This window comes from Mesorhizobium sp. M8A.F.Ca.ET.181.01.1.1, from assembly GCF_004792025.1.
Classification (GTDB): Bacteria; Pseudomonadota; Alphaproteobacteria; order Rhizobiales; family Rhizobiaceae; genus Mesorhizobium.
Genome location: NZ_SRTV01000003.1, coordinates 416,851 through 439,428, shown reverse-complemented (window position 1 = coordinate 439,428; position 22,578 = coordinate 416,851). Strand labels below are relative to the sequence as shown.

General features: G+C 63.6%; 25 protein-coding genes. 14 read left to right on the top strand and 11 right to left on the bottom strand.

Annotation, left to right across the window (positions count from 1 at the left end; translation table 11 throughout):
- Positions 1 to 65: 65 nt before the first annotated feature.
- The 5 genes from EN824_RS14815 to EN824_RS14795 form a co-directional block, all read right to left on the bottom strand.
- Positions 66 to 1,100, bottom strand: coding sequence for an extracellular solute-binding protein (locus tag EN824_RS14815; protein ID WP_135932428.1), 1,035 nt, complete (start codon positions 1,098 to 1,100; stop codon positions 66 to 68).
- 23 nt (positions 1,101 to 1,123) lie between these two features.
- A complete protein-coding gene (locus tag EN824_RS14810) occupies positions 1,124 to 1,924 on the bottom strand; it encodes an ABC transporter permease (protein ID WP_127275698.1) in 801 nt (266 codons plus the stop codon).
- Complete coding sequence (locus EN824_RS14805) at positions 1,917 to 2,837, bottom strand: ABC transporter permease (protein WP_127869861.1); 921 nt, start codon at positions 2,835 to 2,837, stop codon at positions 1,917 to 1,919. Before EN824_RS14805 ends, EN824_RS14810 begins: the two co-directional genes overlap by 8 nt.
- Entirely contained in the window at positions 2,837 to 3,931 is a 1,095-nt protein-coding gene (locus EN824_RS14800; RefSeq protein ID WP_127869862.1) for an ABC transporter ATP-binding protein, read from the bottom strand. Before EN824_RS14800 ends, EN824_RS14805 begins: the two co-directional genes overlap by 1 nt.
- A 139-nt stretch (positions 3,932 to 4,070) precedes the next feature.
- Complete coding sequence (locus EN824_RS14795) at positions 4,071 to 5,750, bottom strand: amidohydrolase (protein WP_135932427.1); 1,680 nt, start codon at positions 5,748 to 5,750, stop codon at positions 4,071 to 4,073.
- A gap of 261 nt (positions 5,751 to 6,011) precedes the next feature.
- Here EN824_RS14795 and EN824_RS14790 point away from each other — a divergent pair, with 261 nt between their 5' ends.
- From EN824_RS14790 to EN824_RS14775, 4 genes are all read left to right on the top strand, one after another.
- On the top strand, positions 6,012 to 6,665 hold the full coding sequence (locus EN824_RS14790; protein WP_127869864.1) for a TetR/AcrR family transcriptional regulator: 654 nt from the start codon (positions 6,012 to 6,014) through the stop codon (positions 6,663 to 6,665).
- Positions 6,666 to 6,688: 23 nt separating this feature from the next.
- Positions 6,689 to 7,720 carry a histone deacetylase family protein gene (locus EN824_RS14785; protein WP_135929274.1) on the top strand — a complete coding sequence of 344 codons (1,032 nt, stop codon included), beginning with the start codon at positions 6,689 to 6,691 and terminating at the stop codon, positions 7,718 to 7,720.
- A gap of 470 nt (positions 7,721 to 8,190) precedes the next feature.
- Positions 8,191 to 8,901, top strand: coding sequence for a helix-turn-helix transcriptional regulator (locus tag EN824_RS14780; protein WP_135865545.1), 711 nt, complete (start codon positions 8,191 to 8,193; stop codon positions 8,899 to 8,901).
- Positions 8,898 to 9,668: a helix-turn-helix transcriptional regulator gene (locus tag EN824_RS14775; protein WP_135865547.1), complete on the top strand. Its 771-nt coding sequence runs from the start codon at positions 8,898 to 8,900 to the stop codon at positions 9,666 to 9,668. The genes EN824_RS14780 and EN824_RS14775 overlap by 4 nt, the downstream gene beginning before the upstream one ends.
- Here the strand turns inward: EN824_RS14775 and EN824_RS14770 are convergent.
- From EN824_RS14770 to motA, 6 genes are read right to left on the bottom strand one after another with little or no spacing between them, the layout of a single operon-like run.
- On the bottom strand, positions 9,658 to 10,092 hold the full coding sequence (locus EN824_RS14770; RefSeq protein WP_127275706.1) for a hypothetical protein: 435 nt from the start codon (positions 10,090 to 10,092) through the stop codon (positions 9,658 to 9,660). The two genes, EN824_RS14775 and EN824_RS14770, sit on opposite strands and share 11 nt — an antisense overlap.
- Positions 10,089 to 11,171, bottom strand: a complete 1,083-nt coding sequence (gene flhB, locus EN824_RS14765) for a flagellar biosynthesis protein FlhB (protein WP_135865549.1) — start codon at positions 11,169 to 11,171, stop codon at positions 10,089 to 10,091. The genes EN824_RS14770 and flhB overlap by 4 nt, the downstream gene beginning before the upstream one ends.
- Before the next feature lie 3 nt (positions 11,172 to 11,174).
- The gene (locus EN824_RS14760; protein WP_135932426.1) at positions 11,175 to 12,188 is read right to left on the bottom strand and encodes a flagellar motor switch protein FliG; all 1,014 of its coding nucleotides are present in this window, start codon (positions 12,186 to 12,188) and stop codon (positions 11,175 to 11,177) included.
- A gap of 43 nt (positions 12,189 to 12,231) precedes the next feature.
- Positions 12,232 to 12,618 (bottom strand): flagellar motor switch protein FliN, encoded by a 387-nt coding sequence (gene fliN, locus EN824_RS14755; protein ID WP_127275709.1) that lies wholly within the window; start codon positions 12,616 to 12,618, stop codon positions 12,232 to 12,234.
- Between the two features lie 17 nt (positions 12,619 to 12,635).
- Positions 12,636 to 13,583 carry a FliM/FliN family flagellar motor switch protein gene (locus EN824_RS14750; RefSeq protein WP_135865551.1) on the bottom strand — a complete coding sequence of 316 codons (948 nt, stop codon included), beginning with the start codon at positions 13,581 to 13,583 and terminating at the stop codon, positions 12,636 to 12,638.
- Positions 13,584 to 13,615: 32 nt separating this feature from the next.
- Positions 13,616 to 14,491 (bottom strand): flagellar motor stator protein MotA, encoded by an 876-nt coding sequence (gene motA, locus EN824_RS14745; protein WP_015315920.1) that lies wholly within the window; start codon positions 14,489 to 14,491, stop codon positions 13,616 to 13,618.
- Positions 14,492 to 14,648: 157 nt separating this feature from the next.
- Here motA and EN824_RS14740 point away from each other — a divergent pair, with 157 nt between their 5' ends.
- The 10 genes from EN824_RS14740 (at position 14,649) to EN824_RS14695 (ending at position 22,577) form a co-directional block, all read left to right on the top strand.
- Positions 14,649 to 15,770 carry a DUF1217 domain-containing protein gene (locus tag EN824_RS14740; protein WP_135932425.1) on the top strand — a complete coding sequence of 374 codons (1,122 nt, stop codon included), beginning with the start codon at positions 14,649 to 14,651 and terminating at the stop codon, positions 15,768 to 15,770.
- A gap of 2 nt (positions 15,771 to 15,772) precedes the next feature.
- Positions 15,773 to 16,498 carry a flagellar basal-body rod protein FlgF gene (gene flgF / locus EN824_RS14735; protein ID WP_027144745.1) on the top strand — a complete coding sequence of 242 codons (726 nt, stop codon included), beginning with the start codon at positions 15,773 to 15,775 and terminating at the stop codon, positions 16,496 to 16,498.
- Position 16,499: 1 nt separating this feature from the next.
- Entirely contained in the window at positions 16,500 to 17,900 is a 1,401-nt protein-coding gene (gene fliI, locus EN824_RS14730) for a flagellar protein export ATPase FliI (protein WP_127275712.1), read from the top strand.
- A complete protein-coding gene (locus EN824_RS14725; protein ID WP_127275713.1) occupies positions 17,881 to 18,714 on the top strand; it encodes a hypothetical protein in 834 nt (277 codons plus the stop codon). The genes fliI and EN824_RS14725 overlap by 20 nt, the downstream gene beginning before the upstream one ends.
- Before the next feature lie 154 nt (positions 18,715 to 18,868).
- Positions 18,869 to 19,249 (top strand): flagellar basal body rod protein FlgB, encoded by a 381-nt coding sequence (gene flgB, locus EN824_RS14720; RefSeq protein WP_127275714.1) that lies wholly within the window; start codon positions 18,869 to 18,871, stop codon positions 19,247 to 19,249.
- A 2-nt stretch (positions 19,250 to 19,251) separates the two neighbouring features.
- Positions 19,252 to 19,668: a flagellar basal body rod protein FlgC gene (gene flgC / locus EN824_RS14715; protein WP_127275715.1), complete on the top strand. Its 417-nt coding sequence runs from the start codon at positions 19,252 to 19,254 to the stop codon at positions 19,666 to 19,668.
- A complete protein-coding gene (locus EN824_RS14710) occupies positions 19,665 to 19,988 on the top strand; it encodes a flagellar hook-basal body complex protein FliE (RefSeq protein ID WP_189343701.1) in 324 nt (107 codons plus the stop codon). Before flgC ends, EN824_RS14710 begins: the two co-directional genes overlap by 4 nt.
- Before the next feature lie 10 nt (positions 19,989 to 19,998).
- Complete coding sequence (gene flgG / locus EN824_RS14705; RefSeq protein WP_127275716.1) at positions 19,999 to 20,787, top strand: flagellar basal-body rod protein FlgG; 789 nt, start codon at positions 19,999 to 20,001, stop codon at positions 20,785 to 20,787.
- Positions 20,788 to 20,790: 3 nt separating this feature from the next.
- Positions 20,791 to 21,339: a flagellar basal body P-ring formation chaperone FlgA gene (gene flgA / locus EN824_RS14700; protein ID WP_135865557.1), complete on the top strand. Its 549-nt coding sequence runs from the start codon at positions 20,791 to 20,793 to the stop codon at positions 21,337 to 21,339.
- On the top strand, positions 21,336 to 22,577 hold the full coding sequence (locus EN824_RS14695; protein ID WP_127275718.1) for a flagellar basal body P-ring protein FlgI: 1,242 nt from the start codon (positions 21,336 to 21,338) through the stop codon (positions 22,575 to 22,577). Before flgA ends, EN824_RS14695 begins: the two co-directional genes overlap by 4 nt.
- Position 22,578: the final 1 nt, after the last annotated feature.

Here is a 22,578-nt window from a genome sequence, read left to right as displayed (position 1 = left end):
AAAGGCCATTCCCGGAAAAGAAAAGGCCCGGCGGCATATGCCGCCGGGCCCCCTGGGGTCTGTGACTACTTCTGCAGTTCGGTCCAGATCTTGGTGTAGAGTTCCTGCGTCTCCGGGGCACACATCTGCTGCAGTTCGCCAAGCGGCTTGGCGTCGGCCGGAATGACGACTTCCGGAGCGTCCTTCATGTCGGCAGGCATGTACTTGTCCGAACCGGCGATGGCATTGGCGTAACGATGGAAGGCCGAGAGGCCCGCCGCGTTTTCCGGATCCATGATGAAGTTCTGGAACAGCTTGGCGTTCTCGACGTTCTTGGCTTCCTTGAGAACGACGACGTTGTCGCTCCACAGGCCGTAGCCTTCCTTCGGATAGTTGAAGTGGATGGCCGGATTGGCCAGGCGCTGGCGCAGCGCCGAGCCGTTCCAGTCGCTGGTTGCCTTGAAGTCGCCGGCGCCCATCTTCTCGATGGTGTTGTATTCCATGGCGATCCAGTTCGGCTTGGCCGCCACCAGGAGATCACGCACCTTCTTCAGCACCGCCTTGTCGTTGGTGCACTGCTGGCCGCCGACATACTTGATCGCGGCGAACATCACGTCGCCCATCTCCGGCACGACGTTGGTCTTGCCCTTCAGTTCGTCGGGCGTGTTGAAGATGATGCCCCAGGTGTTGGCCGGGCCCTTGTAGGCATCGGTATTGACGACGACGCCGATCGTGCCCCAGGCCCACGGAACAGTGTATTTACGGCCGGGGTCGAAGTCGGGATTGGCCCATTCGGGCGCGATGTTCTTGGCGTTCTCCATCTGGCCCGGGTCGGTCTCCTGCACGAGGCCTTCCTTGATCCAGATCGGCACGTAGGTCTGCGAAGGCACAGCTATGTCGAAGCCGGTGCCGCCCTGGCGAACCTTGGCCAGCGCCGTGTCGTTGGAATCGTAGTCGGTGATCGTCACCTTGATGTTGTATTTGGCTTCGAACTTCTTGATCACGTCGGGGCTGGTGTAGTTGCCCCAATTGTAGATGTTGAGCACGCCATCGGCGCGGGCGAGGCCCGTCGAAGCGAGCAGCGCCAACCCCATGGCGGTCGCTGTGGTTTTCCAGTTCATCGTTCTAACTCCCATTATCGGTTTCAGTCTCGTTTCCTGCTGACGAAGAAAAACAACGTGACGATCGCGACCGAAAGCAGCAGGAAGGCGGTCGATATCGCGTTGATCTCGGGTGTGATGCCGCGGCGGATCTGGCCGAGCATGTAGGTGGGCAGCGTATCCTGGCCGCCCGATTTGACGAATTCGGTGATGACGACGTCGTCGAGCGAGATGACGAAGGCCAGCATCAGCCCGGCCAGGATACCGGGCCACAAAAGCGGCAGCGTGATGCGGCGGAAGGTCTTCCACGGCGTGGCGTAGAGATCTGCCGCGGCGCGTTCCAGCGTCAGGTCCATGTTCTCCAGCCGCGCCCGGATCGGCAGATAGGCAAAGGGAATGCAGAACGCCGTATGCGCGGCGACCAGATAGCCGATGCCGGAATAGCCGGTGAAGATCTTGATGCGCGAGAAGAAGATCAGCAGCGCCACGCCGGTGACGATCTCGGGCACCATCAGCGGCTGGTTGATCGCCGCGTATTTGAAGGTGAGACCGGGATAGGACGCCGTGCGCGTGGTGGCGAGCGCGGCCATGGTGGCGAAGATGGTCGACAGCACCGCCGCGATGGCGCCGATCTGGAACGAGCGCAGCGTCGCATCGATGACTTGCGTGTTCTGGTATGCCGACTGGAACCATTTCAGCGAAAAGCCGCCCCACTCCGAAGTCGAGCTTGCCGCATTGAAGGCATAGACCACCAGCACGAAAATCGGCAGGTAGAGCACGATGAAGCATGTCGCCGCGATCGCGGTGAAGCCCGGCTGGTGCTTGATGGAGAAGTTGCTAGCCATGCCGCACCCCTGACTTGCCGGCATTGCGCACATAGGCAAGCAGCGCCGCCATGACGATGATCATCACCGTGATCGACAGGGCCGAGCCGAGCGGCCAGTTGCGGCCCTGTCCGAACTGCAATTCGATCAGGTTGGACAGCATCATGTTCTTGCCGCCGCCGAGGACGCTCGGCGTCACATAGGCGCCGAGCGCCGGAATGAAGACCAGGATCGAGCCGGCGATGACGCCGGGTTTGACCAGCGGAAAAATGATCTTGCGCAGCACCTTGAAGCGCGTCGCGTAGAGATCGTAACCCGCCTCGACCAGCCGGAAGTCGAGCTTCTCCATGCTGGCGTAGATCGGCAGCACCATCAGCGGCAGATAGACATAGGCCATGCCGATCAGGATCGCCGTGTCGGTATAGAGGATCTGGATCGGCGCCGAGACGATGCCGAGCTTCAGAAGGATGGTGTTGACGATGCCTTCGTTGCGGATGATCTGCAGCACGGCGAAGGTCCGGATCAACAGGTTCGTCCAGAACGGGATGGTGATCAGGAACAGCCAGAGGTCGCGTGTTTTCTCACTACGCGTGGCCATGAAATAGGCGGTCGGGAAACCGAGCGCCAAGGTGGCGAGCGTCGTCACCACCGCCAGCTTGATCGAGCGCCAGAAGATGGTGACATGCGCCGCCGCGAGCGACAGCGTATCGTCGAAAATATCGCGTTCCAGGAATACCGACGTCCAGGCATCGCCCGAGAACAGCCATTTCACGTCGCCATAAGCGCCGGGCGTCAGGAACGAATAGACCAGCACGATCAGCAGCGGGCCGGTGGCGGCAAACAGGATGACCAGCAGCGCCGGCGCTGACAAAAGCCAGCGGTCACGGACATCGCGCCGTTCCGCTGCCTTGGCGACTTCTTCCGCGGTCGCCATCAGTCCCTCAGCACTTGCGCGGCGTCGTTGCCGACGATGATGCCGACCTTGTCGCCGCGCTCGAAACCGCAGCCGGCGCTGCGCGTGTTCTGCTGGCGCACGGTGAAGGCCTCGCCGCTGTCGAGATGGACATGAATATGCGTGTCGGTGCCGAAATAGACGATGTTCTCGACCGTGCCCGACAGGTCGCCCTTGTCCTTGGTCAGCTTGGCATGCTCGGGCCTCACCACCACGGTGGCGTTGTCCTTCGGCTGAAAGCCTTCGGCAACGGTTGCCTCGATGGTGGTACCGGATTTGAGCGTCGCGCGCGCCTTGCCACTGCCGACGCCCGAGATGGCGGCGGTGAGGAAATTGGTTTCGCCGATGAAGTCGGCCACGAAGCGTTCCGCCGGCTTGTCGTAGATGTCCCAAGGCGAGCCGACCTGCAGGATCTTGCCCGACGACATCACCGCGATGCGGTCCGACATGGTCAACGCTTCTTCCTGGTCGTGGGTGACGAAGATGAAGGTGATGCCGGTCTCGTGCTGTAGCCGCTTCAGCTCGATCTGCATCTCCTTGCGCAGCTTGTAGTCGAGCGCCGAGAGCGGTTCGTCGAGCAACAGCACCTTCGGCTGCGGCGCCAGCGCCCGGGCCAGCGCCACGCGCTGCTGCTGGCCGCCGGAAATTTGGCCGGTGCGACGACCGGCCAGAGCTTCCATCTTGACCAGCTTCAACATCTCGGCGACGCGCGCCTTGATCTCGGCCCTCGGCTTGCCCAGCATTTCAAGGCCAAAGCCGATATTGTCGGCGACCGTCATGTGCGGGAACAGCGCGTAGGACTGGAAGACGGTGTTGACCGGCCGCTTGAAGGGCGGCAATGGCGCGATGTCCTGGCCGTAGAGCAGGATCTCGCCGGCTGTTGGAAAGTCGAAGCCGGCGATCAATCGCAGCAAGGTGGTCTTGCCGCAGCCGGACGGTCCCAGCAGCGTGAAGAACTCGTTTTCGCGGATGGACACCGAGACCTTGTCGAGGGCAGCGACCTGCCCTTCACCCGATCCGAAAATTTTGCTGACGTTTACTACTTCAATCGCATTCCGATCCGGTTTGTCCGGCACGATTACGCCTCACTGTTGACCCCGCTCTTGCTGGCGGAGTTTGTCCCCTGTTGGATGTGACCACATGGCCGGTAGGATGGCAAGCCCGGCATTGAATCACAGTTCAGTCAGTCCTTAGACAGCAAGCCTCATGCCATTGTCAGGCCTGATAGGTGATCTTGCCGCCGCAGATCGTCGTCACCGGCCGCAGCTTGTGCAGATCGGCCGGCGCCGTCTTCTCGATATCGGCCGACAGCACCACCAGATCCGCCATGTAGCCTGATTTCAGCATGCCCTTGCGATGCTCGGCGAATTCCGCGTAGGCGCCCTCGACCGTGTAGGCGGCGATCGATTCATGCAGCGAGAAGCTCTGGTCGGGATCGTTTTCTGCCCACGGTTTGCGCAGCACTGCCGCCTTGATGCCCAGGATAGGATCGATCGGCGATACCGGCCAGTCCGACGCGAACACGACGTGGGCGCCGGCATCCTTCAACGTCCGCCAGGCATAGCTGAGCGGCCAGCGGGCCGGCCCGATGCGCGACACTGTCGGCTCCAGCGGAAAATCCATGGCGCCGGGCGGATGCGGCGGCTGCATGGAAGCGATGACGCCGAGTTCGGCAAAACGTGGTACGTCCGCGGTGGTGGTAACCTCGATATGTTCGACGCGATGCCGGCTGTCACGCTTGCCATTGGCCTTCTGCGCCGCCTCGTAGCCGTCGAGCACTGCGCGCACCGCGCCGTCACCGATCGAGTGCACCGCGATCTGCAGCCCGCGCCTGTCGATGGCGACTGCCAGATCGATGAACTGCTGCGGCGTGAACAAAGGCTCACCGACCCAGTCGGGCCGATCGGCATAAGGCTCGATCATGACCGCCGTCCAGGAATCGAGCACCCCGTCGTAGAACACCTTGACCATGCCCGATGACAGCCACTCGCTGTCGTAGCGCTCGGCCATGACGGACGCCTTGTTGAGCATGTCGAGCGTCATGAAATTCTTGTAGTGGAAAGGCATCCGCACGCGGCATGGCAGGCCTTCCTCGGCCTCGATCTCGGCCAGCAGTTCGAGCTGGTAGAGGTTGCCGTCCATGTTCTGGATCGAGGTGATGCCGTGGCGCGCGCACCAGGCAAGCCCGCGCCGCATGATGTCGCGGTCGAAAGCCCGTTCTTCCGCCGACGGCATCGGGTCGGGCTCGCCGCCAGTCGCCAGGCCCAGCCGCACGCGGCCTTCGCCGGCAAGGTCGAGAACCGGGCCGAAGGCCTCGCCTTCGCGCAATTCGCCCGCTGCCAGGCCATCGTCGCCCATGACGATCTCATTGCCCGGCCCAAGCGTGCGCCCATTGAGGATGCCGGCCAGTTCAAGCGCCTTGGTGTTGGCCCACATCGTATGGTGGTCGGGGGCGGCCATGACGAAAGGCCGGTCCGGCAGGATCGCGTCGAGATGGTGACGCGTCACCCGCTCGTCGTCGAGCACGGTGTAGTCGACGCTCTGGCCAACCAGCATCCGCGCGTCGGGGTGCGTCGCTGCATAGTCGCGGATCGCCTTCTGCAGCGCCTCGAACCCATGCACGCCAGCCAGTTGCAGATGGGCGAGCTCGGCGGCGCCGGAAAACAGATGCATGTGGGCTTCGATGAAGCCGGGCAGGACTGATCCGCCAAGCGCATCGATGACCTTGGTAGCCGGTCCCTTGAACTCTTCGATGGAGGTGCTGCTGCCGATGGCGATGATGGCGCCGTCCTTGACGGCAACGGCTTCGGCGGCGGGATTGTCATTGTCCATGGTCAGCACACGACCGTTGACGACAATCAGATCCGCACTATGACCCGCACCCGTGACCGACATCGCGACTCCGCGCTTTTGACGACTGACTGAGACCGGCAAAGCTCGTGCCCAACGACCCGCCACACCACGGAGCGTGGGCTATCGGACAACGAATGATGCCGGCGCGCTGTCTTCGAGATTCCCCTTGTTATCCCGAGAGACAGTGTGGATAAAAGAATGCGACTGATTATTCGCGTTTGTCAACATGCCGGATTTAGAATGTATTGTGGACAGCACGCTCCGCCTGTGTTGGGACCAGGCTGGGAACGAGGGCATCAAGCAGTGAAGCGCAGTCTCGACCGCAAAACCAGGATAGCGCTTGAACCGCGCAAGCAGCCGCGGCAACAACGGTCCAGCAAGGTGGTCGACAGGATTCTCGACGCCGCGCTGATCCTGACGCGGGAGCAAGGAACCAAGACGCCGACGACGCTCGCCATCGCGCAGCGCGCCGGCCTGTCGGTCGGTTCGGTCTACCAGTACTTTCCCAACAAGGAAGCCATTCTTCTGGACCTCGCCAGGCGCTGGCTGTCATCCTTTCCCGAAGTGATCGCGCGGCGCATCAAGGTCGCCCCGCCGACCAACCGGGAAGAGTTTCGGCGTGAAGTGCGCAAGCTCTTCATCGACACCTCGAAGCTCTACCTCGAAAACGCCACCCTGATGCCGGTGATCGAGGCCATTTCGGGCAATGCCGACCTGCGGCCGATCCAGAACGAATATGACGACCAGATCATCGCCCTCTATGCCGCATGGCTCCAGCATGTGAATCCGGCGCTCGAAGGCAAGATTGCCAGCCGGCTCGGCGTTGTGATGATGGAGGTCGGGCATGCCTGCCGGCTCGTGGGGCTGAAGAAGGACCGCAGGACATTCGACCTCATCGAGGACGATGTCGAAACCATGTGGCTCGCTCTGCTGAGCCCCTATCTCAATCTTGGCTGATTTTGTACTTCGAGAGGAATTTCATGAAGACTGTCTATTCGCCGCTTCACGCCGGCCATGCCGGCCAGATGGAACTGGTTACTTCAGCCATCGTGCCCGGCTTCGAGAAGCCCTCGCGGGCGGAGTTCATCAAGGCGCGGGTCGAAAGCGAGAAGCTCGGCGCGATCATCGCACCGGTCGAGCACGACCTTGCCGCGGCCAAGCGCGTCCACAGGTCAGACTATATCGACTTCCTGCCGACCGTCTGGCCGCAATGGATCGCCGAGGGCCACACGGGTACGGCGATGCCCTTCACCTGGCCGACGCGCGGCCTGCGTGGCGACGTGCCGCCCAAGCGCATCGACGCCCTGCTCGGCTATTATTCCTTCGACGGCGGCGCCACCTTCGTCGAGGGCACCTGGGCCGCGATCAAATCATCCTATGACGTGGCGCGGACCGCCGCCGGCCTGGTCAAGGACGGCGAGAGAGCGGCCTTTGCGCTCTGCCGACCGCCCGGCCACCATGCCGGGGCCGGCTTCATGGGCGGCTACTGCTACATCAACAACGCGGCGGTCGCCGCGCAATGGTTCCGCGACCAGGGCGCCAAACGCGTCTCGATCCTCGACGTCGACTATCACCACGGCAACGGGACGCAGGAGATCTTCTATGACCGCGCCGACGTGCAGGTGATCAACCTGCACGGCGATCCGATGGTCGAGTACCCGTTCTTCCTCGGCCATGCCGACGAGCGTGGCGCCGGCGCCGGCGAAGGCTTCAATATCAACTATCCCATGCCGTTCGGCACCGGCTGGGACGCCTGGAACGCCTCACTGGAAGACGCCTGCGCCAGGCTCGCCGCCTACGCGCCCGACATCGTCGTCGTCTCGCTCGGCGTCGACACTTTCGAGAAGGACCCGATCAGCCAGTTCAAGCTGAAGACATCAGACTATCCCAAGATCGGCCGGCGCATCGCCAAGCTCGGCCTGCCGACGCTGTTCGTCCAGGAAGGCGGCTATGCCGTCGAGGAGATCGGCATCAATGCCGTCGGCGTGCTGACCGGCTTCGAGGACCGGTAGATCGTCGTCCAGGGAACGCAGCCGGCTGCGCGGAAGACGGACAAAGGAAGGGTGGCGTCAGCCGCCCTTTTTTGCATCCACCGGCACCCCATGAGGCCATCGCAAACGCCATGGCCGGCCCGTGCGGCTCGACGTTCCCGCCATGGAAAGGCACGGAAACCGGCCGCTGAGTCGCAGGCAGAGTCCCCCAGATTCGATTTTGTCAAATCGCGTTTGATGTCAGATTCATCTGCGGGTAGATTAGACCCGAATCAGCCGGTCCTCGGGGGGCGCGGCGACCACCCAAAGTCTCACGTTCCGGATTTTTCCGGCGCCAGACGCGGACGTCTTCGCGTTCCCTGAATGGATTCCGTCTGGTTGGGCGCGGCCCCGCGCCTCGTGTGTGTCTCGTAAAAGTAACGCGTTTTCGAGTTCGGCGGCTGGCTCTCCAGCAACCGGACATCAGAACCGATTCCGGCCAAAAGCAGCAGATGAGCAGTCCCGCCGCGCCTCTTCAATCCGACACATTAGGCTCGCGCCTGACGTCGCGCGGTGATCTCACCAGCTTCTTCATGGAACTGACCGCCGAGATCGGCGCCGACAGCTACATGCTGGTCGCCATCGTCCATGACCAGGACCGCAACGATGCGCGTATCGTCTCCTCGAACTGGATCTTCGACGTCATCGAGCTGATCGGCAAGCGGCTGATCGCCGGCCTTGCCCAGGGACCGCTCACCGCGGCACCCGGTATCCGTCCGACACCGCTGGTGGCGGCCCAGGCGCCGGAGGCCGACGGGCTGGTCTCGGGCGAAGAAGCCCGGCTCCTCGACGTGCTCGGCCATGCCGAGATCTATTCACTGCGGCTGAATGTCGGCCGTCAGCGCCTGTTCGCCTTGTTCTCGGCGGCGGCCGCCGGCCGGATCGACCAGCCGGCGCTGATGAGGGCGCAGCTGAAATGCTGCTACGCGCTCTCGCATATTCCGCAGTTGATCGCCGCCGCCGCCATGCAGGATCCGCTGTCGGACCGCGAGCGCGAATGCCTGTTCTGGGTTTCGGAAGGCAAGACCACCGACGAGGTGGCGGTCATCCTTGGCGTCTCCTCCAACACTGTCAACAGCTACATCACCCACGCCATCCAGAAATTCGCGGCCTCGAACCGTGCGATGGCCATCGCCACGGCGATCAGGAGTGGCATCATTTGAAACACGCCGACATCAAGGACACCGCGGAAGCCCTTTTCAACGAGCAGCGCAGCCCTTTCGGCGCCTTTTCGCTTGGCTCCGAAACGCATCACGCCGTCACCATTCCCGATGCGGTGCGCCGCTGCCGCTGGATATCAGTCGACATCAACGCCTCGGCCTTCGGCCTGTTCTTCGTCAGCCCGTCGCCCGAGCGCGCCCGGCTGGTCCCGTGCTTTGATTCCGATTATCCCGGCACCGCGGTGGCGACGAAGTTCATTTCGGGCGCCAATGGCGAGGAGATCGTGCGCCATAGCCGGATTTCGACCGAGCCGCGCTGGTGGACGGATGATGGCGTGGCGGCCATGGCCGGCATGTTCGGCAGTCTCGCCTGGACCGGACAGATGGCGCCGCTGACACCCGGATCGAGCGGCATTGCCTTTCCCGTCCATGCCGATCGCGGCCAATGCGGGCTCGTCGTCTTCCTGGGATCGGAGATCGCGCTGCCGCAGGATGCGCTCTACGAAATCCACGCTCGCTGCTTCTCGCTGTTCGCCGCCGTCGCGCGCATGCGTCCGGGCGATGCCGGCAGAATGCGCTCGATCTCCAAGCGCGAGCTCGAATGCCTGAAGCTGACCGCCAACGGCAACACCAGCGAGGAGATCGCGCGGCTGCTGAAACTATCGGTGCATACCGCCAACCAATACCTCACCCAGTCGACCCAGAAGCTCAATGCCGTCAACCGCAACCAGGCGGTCGCCAAGGCGCTGCGGCTGGGGCTTATCGAGTAAGAGCTTCGACCTTGCGGATGCGGGCCTGTTCAATCACAGCCTCCAGCAGCGCCGTATTATGCTGGGGGTCTTCGCCCGGTTTTTCAAACGACACGTAGTTGACCACGACCGTGTTGCCGGTCTCGCTCAGCGTCAGCTGGAAATAGACGGTCACGCCGGGTGGCCTGAGCTCCAGGTCCAGCACGATGCGCGGGCTGCCGCTCCAGTCGACATGCGCTTCGCCGCCATGGCCGAGCCTCAGCGTACCCGGCATGAAGAACAGCTCCGCCGCTGAATCGACCAGATCCGACAGGCAGGCGAAATGCTCCAGCCGGATGAAGGCGATATAGTCGGCGACGTCGATCAGCCTCAGTTCCACCACCACCTGTTCGATGGCGCTGGCGACGATGATCTCGCGGGATTTTGCGTGCGGTTGGCGGTTCATGAAATCTGTCTGCGCTCAGCCTTTTTCGAGTAGACGATCCGCACCAGTTCGGCGACGGCCTGGTAGAATTGCGACGGGATCACATTATCGACCGAAACTTGCTTGTACATGGAGCGGGCGAGCGCCACGTCCTCGAAAATCGGGATGTTATGTTCCTTGGCGATTTCGCGAATTTTGAGCGCCACGAGGTCCTGCCCCTTCGCCACCACCAGCGGCGCCGAATCCTCGTCGCGCACATATTTCAGCGCGATCGAGAAGTGGGTCGGGTTGGCGATGACAAGCGTCGCGCGCGGCACCGCCGTCATCATCCGCTTGCGCGCCCGGTCGCGGGCCAATGAACGCAGCCGCGACTTGACGATCGGGTCGCCCTCTGACTGCTTGAACTCGTCCTTGACCTCCTGCTTGCTCATGCGCAGGTCCTGCCTCCAGTGGAAGCGCGACCAGACGATGTCGACCGCTGCGATCAGTCCCATGACGAAGACGATCGCCACCAGTATGTCGACGGCGATGCCGCGGATGACGAGGCCGAAAGCGACCGGATTGGTGATCATCCCGGCAAGCAGCTTGCGGTGGTCCTCCGACAGCGTGAAGGCGAGCACGGCGATGGCAAAACCGACTTTTGCAAGGGACTTCAGGAATTCGACCCAGCCCTGGGCGCCGAACATCCGGTTCCAGCCCTTGACGATCGAGATGCGTGACATCTGCGGCCTGATCCGCTCGCCGACGAATTGCGGCATGTTCTGCAGCACCGAGGCGCCGATCCCGGCAACGGTCAGCAGCACCAGCAGGCTGAGCACGGCGCGGCCCACTTCCAGCATCACGATCTTGTAGAGGTCGATGACATCGGTCTCGGTGTCCATCGGCCAGGCCTCGGGCTTCTCGAGAAACATCGACAGGAACATGCCGAGCTCGACGATGGCGTCCTTGGCATAGAAGACGGTAAACACCAGTATGGCGACAAAGGAGGCCAGGATCGCGGTTTCCCTCGAATGGGGCAACTTGCCCTGTTCGATGGTGTCGCGGATCTTCTTTTCCGTCGCCTCTTCGGTTTTCGAATCCTTGTCGACGGCGTCGGACATGCCTTAGGCGGCGTTCTGCGTCGAGGGAAGTTCGAATGCGCCTTCGCGCGACAGCCGGATGGTGGTGGTCACGATCGTCTTGCGTGCCGCCATGATGTCGGCGGCGGGGACACCCTCCGACCCTTGCCCGAGTTCGGCCTCGATCATGCGCCGGGAGCGGGCGCCGATCGCCGACAGCACCGCTTCGGCCAGTGCCGCCGACGTGCCGCGCAGCGCCAGCGTGACAAGCTCGGTCGACAGCCCGTCGAACAAAAGCACGCGCGCCTTCTGGGTGAGCAGCGGCAGGTCGTCGAAAGCGAACAGCCGGGCCCGAACACCGTCGAGGTCGGGCGTGCCGGCGGCTTCGAGATCCTGCATGACCTCGTCGAGCAGGGGCTTTTCCAGCTCGTTGAGCACGCTGGCGACGCGCGCCTGCCCGGCCGACGTGTCCTTGGTCGAGGTGTCCGACAGCACGCTGGCGCGCAGCCTGTTCTCGACGATCCTGGTGGCGGCGGCCGGGACGTTGGCCATCGTCACCATGCGCTTGATGATTTCGCCGCGCATTGGCTTCGTCAGCGTCAAAAGCACGCTTGCCGCCGCCTGCGGCGCCAGTTTCGACAGCACCATGGCCGCCGTCTGCGGATGTTCGCCCGCGAGGAAGTCGCCGAGCCGCGCGGGTTCGAGCTTTTCGAGATCGGGCCAGATCGGCGGCGGCCCTTCGGGCGCAGCCTCCGGTTTCTTGTTGCCCATGATGGCGCTCATCTCTTCGGGCGAGAGCGACTCGTTGAGGATGGTGTCCATCCTGTCGGCGGAATCGAGCAGGCCCGCGCCTTCGGTGAATTCGGCCTCGAATTCGGCGACGATACGCTCGAGATCGCTCTGTGGAATGGTCCTGAGCAGCCGGGCGCCCTCGATCAGCGCCTTCAGCTCTTCCTGCTTGAAGAATTTCAGCAGGCGGCTGGCGGACGGTTTGCCCATCGCCACCAGTATGGCGGCCGCCTTCTGTGCGCGTGTCAGGGTCGTCAGCGGCGTTGTCATGCCTTTCGCCTCCGCTGCCATCGGCAAGCCCTGCCAGCCATGTCTAGGCGCCCTTCGTGCCGGCGATGATTTCGGTCAGCCTGATGCCGAAGCGCGAAGGGTCGCTTTCGAGCACGGTGATCTCGCCGCGCGCTATCTTGCGGCCATTCACCACGACATCGACCGGTTCGCCGATGCGGCGGTTGAGCGCGACCGTCGAACCCTTCTGCAGCGCCATCAGATCGGCAACCGCCATCTCGGTGCTGCCGAGGATGATCTGGACATCGACGGGGATATTCATGATGACGCTGGAATTGGCCGATGCCGCGGCCCTGGCTGCCATCTCGGGGCGCTGCTCTTCCTCATGCAGGACCCCGCGCAATTCCTCGATGGCGCGATCGAGCTGCTCGTCCGGCTGGTCGAGCTCTGGTTCTACCTTGGTCTTGGCCATGCGTCGTCTCCAAAAGCTCAGGCGCGCCCGGCACCGGCCGGCATGAGCCCATCGATGAAGTCCTGCCCGGCATCGAAAGGATGCCTGATTCGGACGGTGTAATTCTGCCCCAGTTTGCCGAACTCGCATACGAACAGCGTCTGGCCGCGCGCGCCGAGGCGAGCCCGTGATTGCGCCGTCTCATCGAAATCGATGACCTGGCCCACTTCGAGATTGGCGAGGTCCCCAAGCGTCAGCCGCGTCAGCGGCATGGTGGCTTCGAGCGCCACGGTCGAGCGCATCACCTCTTCCGAAAAGCGAGCCCGCCAGCTGGTGACGTGATCGTCCTCGCTGACGCCGGCCGTACCGTCGCGGCCGGCCAGCACGATACGCTGCGGCATCATCACCGTGATCGAGCCGCTGTCGACCGGCGTCGAGATGCCGAGGACGATGCGGATCGCGGCGCCGTCGCGCAACACGTGCCGCCTGGCCTCGAGGCCCGACATTGCGCGCGGCGCGGGCAGCCGCAGTTCGAGCGAGCGCTGCCCCGATCCGTTCAGCGCCTGCGCAACCTCCTGGAACACCATGGACGAGACATCGGCTTCGATCTGCGACAGGTCGCGCTCGATCGGCGACACCGGCATGTCCGGGTCGCCGCCGAACAGCGTCGAGACGATGATCGCGATCGCGGCAGCGTCGATGACGAGGGTCATCGCATCGGAGGATGCCGGTGAGCCGACAACGGTCATGGCGAACGTCTCGCCGGCGCGCGAACGCGCCTCGGGGACACGGCTGATTTCCACGGTCCTGAGGTCGACGCTCACGGGAGTTCCAAGCTCGCTCGAGAGCGCCTTCTGCAGCAGCGGTACGGCCCGTTCGGCCATGGCGCGGCCGGCGTCGATGACCTGGTCGGCCTCGCCGCTGTCGCCGACCAGGCGCTCGATGATCAGCGAACGCGCTTGCGAGGGGCTGCCCGGACTCGTCATGACAGTTTTGGCACCGGTCTGTCGCGCATCGCTCAGGCGGCCTTCTTCTCGGCGCTGCCGGTGTTCATCGTGCTCTGCTCGACGGCGTCGATGGTCGGCCGCTCATAGGAGGAGATGGTCTTGCGGCCGAACTCGATCGCCACCTGCGGCAGCGCGCCGTTCATGTAGGCGAGCAGCGTCTGCTTGACGATGATGTAGAGGCGGTTCTTCTTCTCGCGCACCGTCTTGATCTTGGTGGCGACAGGTCCAACCACCGCATAGGATAGGAAGATGCCGAGGAAGGTGCCGACCAGCGCGGCGCCGATCAGGCCGCCGAGGATTTCCGGCGACTGGTCGAGCGCACCCATCGCCTTGACCACGCCGAGCACGGCGGCGACGATGCCGAGTGCCGGCAGGCCGTCGCCGACCGCGACCAGCGCGTGATAGGCCTTCATCTTGTCGGACTTGATGGTCTGGATTTCCTCGTCCATCAGCGCCTCGATCTCGTGCGAGCGGGCATTGCCGATGATGATGATGCGGCAGTAGTCGCAGATGAAATTCATCAGGTCGTGATTCTTGAGCACGGTTGGAAAGGCCTGGAAGATCGCCGACTCCTCCGGATTGTCGATATGCGCCTCGACCTCGCTGCGCGACTTGGAGCGCAGCTCGCGCATCAGGCTGTGCAGCACGCCAAGCGTTTCCAGATAGTCCTGCTCCTTCGGCACAGCCTGCTTGAAAGCTTCGAGAATGCCCTTGCCGGTATCCTTGACCGTCTTCATCGGATTGGCGACCAGGAAGGTGCCGAGCGCGGCCCCGCATATGACCACGGCTTCCCATGGCTGCACCAGCACGTGCAGATGCCCGCCCATGGCCATGAAGCCGCCAAGGACGCAGCCGAGCGTCACCACAAGTCCAATCAGAATGCCCACGACCGGTCCTTCCGCATTTCACGTCGGACATGGGATAGCCCCCGTGCCTTGTGTGAGGCTTGAATCGGAGCCGTCATGGGGTCGAATGTTGGCGATTCAGTTTCGCGCAAGGAAGTGAGCTTATTGTGCTGGCATAGCTTCGGCCGGAGGCGCGTCCTTGCTCAGTACCTACACCAGCTACCAGTTGATCACCAAAGACATCAACAAGTCGATCGACCGTATCGAGCAACAGCCGACGGTCGATCGCGATACCAAATATTATCTCGCCAACATCACCAAGGTGAAATCGATCGACGATTTCGTCAACAACGACCGCTTGTTCAAATATGCCATGAAGGCCTACGGGCTGGAGGACATGGACTACGCCAAGGCCTTCATGGTCAAGGCGCTCAAGGAAGGCGTTTCCAACCCCAACAGTTTCGCCAACAAGCTCACCGACAAGCGCTACGCCGCATTCGTCACCGCCTTCAACTTCGCCGCCAACGGTGCCGATGCGACCATCTACAACAAGGCGCAGCAGCTGGTGGCGAAGAACTACGCCACGCAGGCGCAAATCGCCGGCCTCGATCCGAATTCCGCCTATGTGAAGGGCGAGACGACCTACTATCTTGCCAACATCACCAAGGTGAAGTCGGTCGACGATCTGATGTCGAACAGCCGGCTCTACACCTACGCGCTGGCGGCGTACGGCCTCGATTCGGCGACGGAGAACAAGGACCTTATCAAGCAGGTCCTGCAGGGTGGCGTGCGCGACCCCAACAGTGTCGCCAACAAGCAGACGAACCCGGCTTACGCGGGACTGGCCACGGCCCTCAACTTCGAACAATACGGCGAAAATGCCACCACCATCAATCCGGCGCAGCAGCCGACCGTCGACAAATACATGCGCCAGACGCTGGAAGAGGATGCCGGCCAAACCAATGAGGGCGTGCGGCTGGCGCTCTATTTCAACCGCAAGGCGCCCGACATCACCAGTTGGTACGACGTGTTGGCCGACACCGCGCTGGCCAGCGTGGTGCGCACCGCGCTGGGGCTGCCTGATTCCTTCGCCACCGCCGACATCGAAAAGCAGGCGCAACTGTTCGAGCAGAAGCTCGACATCTCGGATTTCACGGATCCCGTGAAACTGAACAAGTTCCTGACCCGCTTCACCAGCATGTACGAGATCAACAACCCGACCTCGACGGCCGTGACATCGATCAGCGTGCTCTTCGCCAAACCGGTCACATCGGGCATCTCCACCGACCTGATGATGGCCATGCAGAAACTGAAGTTCTGATCATGCGAGACAGTCTTTACGTCGCCCTCTCCGCGCAGATGGCCCTCGAGCGGCGGCTCGATACGATCGCCGACAATGTCGCCAACGCCAGCACCGTCGGCTTTCGCGCCACCGGCGTGAAATTCGAGGATGTGGTGTCGGGTGCAGGGCAGAAGTCGGTATCGTTCGCTTCCTCCGGCAAGACCTATCTGTCGGGGGCTCACGGCGCCATGACAGAAACCGGCAACCCATTCGATTTCGCCATCCAGGGCGACGCCTGGTTCGCCATCGACACGCCGGCCGGCACCGTCATGACTCGCGACGGCCGCTTCTCCATGAACGAGAATGGCGAGCTGATGTCGGTCGAGGGCCACCCGGTGCTCGACGCCGGCGGCGCGCCGATCCAGCTCGATCCCCGCAACGGCCCGCCCAAGGCGGGCGCCGACGGCTCGCTGCGCCAGAACGAACAGCTCGTCGGCTCGATCGGCCTCTACAATTTCGACCCGGGCCAGAATTTCGTGCGCTACGGCAATTCCGGCATTGTGCCCGCACGCACGCCCGAACCGGTCACCGACCGTTCCGATGTCGGCATAGCGCAAGGTTTCGTCGAGGAATCCAACGTCAATCCGGTGCTGGAAATGACCCGGCTGATCATGGTCCAGCGCGCCTTCGAGAACACCGCCGCGCTGATGCGGCAGACCGATTCCTCCACCGATGAGGCGATAAAGACGCTCGGCTCGAAGTCGTAGCATGTCGTCAGAGCAGCCAACCATCCGCGCACCCGAAAGACAGCTCCAGCCGGCGCCGAAAGATCGGCTTGCCGCTTTGGAGCGGGTCATCAGACGCTTCGGCGATGGTGACGGGCTGGTCAAGCGCGGCGGCCTCGTCACCGAAGTCACGCCCACGCACTACAAGGTGCGCGGCCTTTCCGATTTCACCCGGCTGGGCGACATTGTCGAACAGCGCGGCCAGGCCGGCGCGCGTCGCGGCGAGATCGTCAAGATCAGCCGTGACGAGGTTGTGATCGCCCCCTTCGAACGCAGTGCCGACGCCGGCATCGGCGATGCCGTGTTCCGCAGGGGTCCGCTCGCGGTGGCGCCGCATGCCTCGTGGCGCGGCCGCGCCATCGACGCGCTCACCCGGGCGATCGATGGTGGTCCGCCCTTGATGAGGGGCGACGACATGGCGGCGATAGCCGCGACGCCCGGCGCCATGGCGCGGCAGCGTGTCGGCACAGCCTTCATGACCGGCGTCAAGGTCATCGACATCTTCACGCCACTCTGCTTTGGCCAGCGCATGGGCGTTTTCGCCGGCTCCGGCGTCGGCAAGTCGACGCTGTTAGCCATGCTCGCCGGCGCCGACGCGTTCGACACCGTCGTCGTGGCGCTGATCGGGGAACGTGGCCGCGAGGTCCGCGAATTCCTCGAGGACACGATCGGCGACAGCATGGCCAAGACCGTCGCCGTCGTCGCCACCAGCGACGAGAGCGCCATGATGCGCCGGCGCGCGCCCGACACCGCCATGCGTGTGGCCGAGCATTTTCGCGACCAGGGCCACCGTGTGCTTCTGGTGCTGGATTCGATCACCCGCTTCGCTCACGCGCTGCGCGAGGTGGCGACGGGAACCGGCGAGCCGCCGGTCGCGCGCGGCTATCCCGCCTCGGTCTTCACCGAACTGCCCAAGCTGCTCGAGCGCGCCGGCCCCGGGGCCGAAGGTAAAGGCTCTATAACCGCCATCATTTCCGTGCTGGTCGACGGCGACGACCACAATGATCCGGTCGCCGATTCCGTCCGCGGCATTCTCGACGGCCATGTCGTGCTCGACCGCGCGATCGCCGAACAGGGCCGCTATCCGCCCGTCAATCCGCTGTCATCCATATCGCGGCTGGCAGGCAAGGCCTGGAACATCGAGCAGCGAGCCCTGGTGACGCGGCTGAAGTCGATGATCTCCCGCTTCGAGGACACCCGCGACATCCGCCTGCTCGGCGCCTATCAGGGCGGCGTCGACGCCGAACTCGACATGGCGGTGCGCCAGGTGCCCCTGATCTATGAGGCGCTGACGCAATCACCCAGGGACCGTCCGTCCGCCGATCCGTTCTCCGACCTTGCCCGCCATCTCAAGGGAAAGCAGAATGTCGAACCAGGAGACTGAACGCCAGTACACGGAGCGCCTCCTGAACGAGATGATCGCCGAGGCGAACGCCGCGGAACAGGCTCGAGCGGAGGAGGCCAGGGTCGCCAAAGCAAACGCCGCCGGCGCCATTGCTGCCAGGACCGCGGCTGTTCTGGCCAGGGCCGTCAAACCGGCTCTCCCCAGATCCGAACCTGTTCTGGGCCGGACCGCCCTTTCATCAACGCATGTGGCTCCCGGCGTCGATGCTCCGGAGATGATGCAGGCCAGCCGCGAATTGCTGATCGAAGACCTTTTTCCGGTCGCCGAATGGCCGCAACCGCCAAAGGCGCAATTTCCAAAATTGCGAAAGAAGGCGGACCGTCGCAGCGACGTCGTCATCGCCGCGCTCGGCATCACGCTCGGCCTGATCTGCGCTCTGTTTCCCTGGTACATTTTCTTCAACCAGGACCAGTTCGGCGTCCAGGCGATCAAGTTCGGCGGCACCGGCACCAATTCAGGACGCGTGGGCGGCGGCGTGGTCGCGGCACGCAGCGCGCCGCTGACCGCCAAGGACGTTCCCAACGCAGGTGTCGACCTGCTCGCCACCGGCGCGGTGCAGGACGATGCCAAAACGGAGCCGCCCGGCGACCAGCCCTTCCCCGCCGATATCGCGAAGTTCCGCATGGTCCATGTCGCCAACGGCCGCGCCATGATCGAGGACGACACCGGCCTGTGGATGGTCCAACGCGGTTCGACGCTGCCGGATTCCAGCAAGGTCTCGGCGATCGAACAGCGCAACGGCAAATGGGTCATGCTCACCAGCGCCAACCAGGTGATCGAGCTTTCCAGGTAATGCCGTCTCGGCCTTGCCCAGAGCCGGATCCAAGATAGAGCAGAATATCGTCCGAAAACCGCTTCATACTTTTCGGCATCCTGCTCTAGCGACCGTCCGCAAGGTCCACGCAAGACTGGCGGCCTAGTCTTTGGGCACATGCCCGGAGATTCCCATGGAGCCTGTTTCCCTTTTCGATCTCGCCGCCAAGCAAGCGCAGTGGCTGTCCGTGCGTCAGTCGGCCGTGGCCGGCAACATCGCCAATGCCAACACGCCGGGCTACACGGCAAACGATGTCGAGCCGTTCGAGAAGGTGCTCGACCGTACCGCGGTGTCGCTTGAGATCACCGAGCCCGGCCATCTCGGCAGCGCTGCCACCAATGCCGGCTTCGCCATCAAGCCGCAGGAAGACGACGGCGTGATCTTGCCGTCCAAGAACACGGTCGTGCTTGAAGACCAGCTTCTCAAGGCCGGCGAGGTGCGCCGCTCCTTCGAGCTCAACACGGCCATCGTCAAGGCATTCCATTCAATGATGATGATGGCGGTGAAGAGCTGACCATGGACGCGCTGACCGCAGCCCTCAAAGTCGCAGCATCAGGCCTCGGCGCCCAGTCCGAGCGCTTGCGCGTGGTTTCGGAAAACCTCGCCAACGCCCAGTCGACGGGAACCACGCCGGGCGCCGACCCGTATCGCCGCAAGACCATCAGCTTCGTCTCCGAACTCGACCGGGCCTCCGGCAGTTCGACCGTTGAGGTGAACTCGATCGACCGCGACCCGAGCGACTTTCCCGTCGAATTCCAGCCCGGCAACGAGGCCGCCGACGACAAGGGCTATGTCAAGATGCCCAATGTGAACGTGCTGATCGAAATGGCCGACATGACCGAGGCCAACCGCTCCTACGAGGCCAACCTGCAAGTCGTGAAGCAGGCGCGCGACCTCATTTCAATGACCATCGACCTGATGAGGAACCAATGATCGTCAACGGCATCGGCGCGCTTAACCTGAAGCCTGGGCTGGGCGACACGGCCACCGACCTGCTGCAGGGTGGCGTTGCGCCGGCGGCATCGGGAAACCTCGGCACCTCCTTTGCCGAGGCGGTGAGCCAGGCAGCCTCCAAGACCGTCAGCACCATGCAGAATGCCGAGCAGGTGTCGCTGCAGGCGCTCAAGGGCGACGCCGACACCCGCCAGGTGGTCGATGCCGTGATGAGCGCCCAGCAGGCGCTGCAGACCGCCGTTGCTATCCGCGACAAGGTCGTTTCGGCCTATCTCGAAGTCAGTCGTATGGGCATCTGAGGAGCAGGCCATGAAAGCACTCGCCATCGCCGCCACCGGCATGAATGCCCAGCAGACCAATCTGGAAGTCATCGCCAACAACATCGCCAACATCAACACCACCGGCTACAAACGCGCGCGCGCCGAATTCTCCGACCTGCTCTACCAGGTCGATCGCACGCAAGGTGTGCCGAACCGTTCCAACGCCTCGCTGGTGCCGGAAGGCGTTTCGATCGGTCTCGGCGTCAAGACGACCGCCGTGCGCAACGTCCACACACAGGGCGAACTGACCAGCACCGGCAACAGTTTCGACATGGCGCTCACCGGCAGGGGCTGGTTCCAGATCGAAGGTGCGGATGGCGGCACGCTCTATACGCGCGCCGGCGCCTTCAACACCAACGCCACCGGCCAGCTGGTGACGGTCGACGGCGCCAACGTCATTCCGGCCATCACCGTGCCGGTCGACGCGGTCGAGGTCATCGTCAACAAGACCGGCCAGGTCTTTGCCCGCATCGACGGTCAGACCGACCTGCAGAATCTCGGCCAGCTCCAGATCGTCAACTTCGCCAACGAGGCAGGCCTGGCACCGCTCGGCGACAATCTGTTCCAGGAAACGACAGCCTCCGGTCCCGCCAATGTCGGCGTGCCCGGCGATCCAGGCTTCGCCACCATCCAGCAAGGCTATCTCGAGGCTTCCAACGTCGATCCGGTCAAGGAAATCACCGAACTGATCTCGGCGCAGCGCGCCTATGAGATGAATTCCAAGGTCATCCAGGCCGCCGACGACATGGCCTCCGTTGTGTCCAAGAACATCAGGTAACGGATGGCCATGCCGATCTCCCGCTCCGCATTCCGCCGCGCCGCGCTGACCCTTGCGCTGGTGGCCGGCGGCATGCCGGCTTTCGCCCAGGAATCGACGAGTCAATCGGCAAGCCAATCGACGGGCCAGTCGGCCAACCAGATTGCCACCAATCAGCCCGCCGGCGAGGTCGTGCTGATTCCCAACCGCGTCATCTATCCCGGTGAGACCATCGAACTCGCCGCGCTGAAACAGGTCACCCTCATCACGGGCAAGCACAAGCCCGATGCGGTAGCGACCCGTTCCGAGGAACTCCAGGGCAAGATCGCCAAGCGCACGCTGCTGCCGGGCCGCTACATTCCTTCCGCCGCCATCCGCGAGGCCTGGCTGGTCGAACAGGGTGCGGCCGTGCAGGTCTTCTTCGTCGCCGGCGGGCTGACGATCACGGCCACCGCCGTGACCTTGCAACCGGGCTCGGCCGGCGACTTCATCAAGGTTCGCAACAGCGACAGCGGCAAGATCCTCTCCGGCACGGTGATGGCCGACGGCACCATCCAGGTCGGCGCTTCATGATGCGGCCGTTTGCCCTTCTGCTCGCGGCGGCACTTGGCCTGCAGCCGGCGCTGGCCGATGGCTTAACGCCCAAGGCCAAGCGCGAGCTCGCCGCCAAGAATGGCGGTGTCTACGACGATCCGGAATATGATCCGGCCACCACCACGCGCATGTTCCGCGTTTCGCCCGGGCCGAGTTCGCTGCCGCCAGGCCAGGTCGCCTCGCGCATCAAGGACATCGCGCAGCTGCAGAGCTCGCGCGACAACCAGCTCGTCGGCTACGGCCTCGTCATCGGGCTCGCCGGATCCGGCGACAGCCTGCGCAACTCGCCGTTCACCGAACAGTCGATCCGCGCCATGCTCGAAAATCTCGGCATCGCCACCGAAGGCGGCAGCGCGCGCGCCAAGAACGTCGCCGCCGTCATCGTCACCGCCAACATGCCACCCTATGTGCAGTCGGGCGCACGCATCGACATCGACGTCTCCTCGATGGGCGACGCCACCTCGCTTGCCGGCGGCACGCTGATCATGACGCCGCTCAAGGCGGCGGACGGCGAGATTTACGCCGTCGGCCAGGGCGCGGTCATCGTTTCCGGTTTCACCGCGCAGGGCCAGGCCGAGCAGTTGACGCAAGGCGTGCCGACCGCCGGCCGCGTGCCGAACGGCGCCATCGTCGAGCGGCAGGTGAAGGCCGAATTCGACGACCAGTCGACGCTGACGCTGCAATTGCGCAATCCAGATTTTTCGACCGCCATCCGCATCGCCGATGCGATCAACGACTACACCGCCCAGCGCTTCGGCATGCGCGTGGCGGCCGAGCGCGATTCCCGCACCGTGCAGATCAGGCGGCCGAAGAGCGTGTCGGCGGCCCGCTTCTATGCCGAGATCGAGAATCTGGTGGTCGAGTCCGACACGCCGGCTCGCGTCGTCATCGACGAGCGCACCGGCACCATCGTCATCGGCAACGACGTCAAGATCTCGCGTGTCGCCATCAGCCACGGCACGCTGACGGTGCGCATCACGGAAGCGCCGCGCGTCGTGCAGCCGGAACCCTTCTCCAAGGGTGAAACCGCCGTCGAGCCGTTCACCGCCATCGATGCCAGCCGGCCCGACGCCCGCGTTGCCGTGCTCGATGGACCCGACCTGCAAACCCTCGTTTCCGGCCTCAATCGTCTCGGCGTCAAGCCGGACGGCATCATTGCCATCCTGCAAGGCATCAAGTCGGCCGGCGCCCTGCAAGCCGATCTGGTTCTCCAATAGC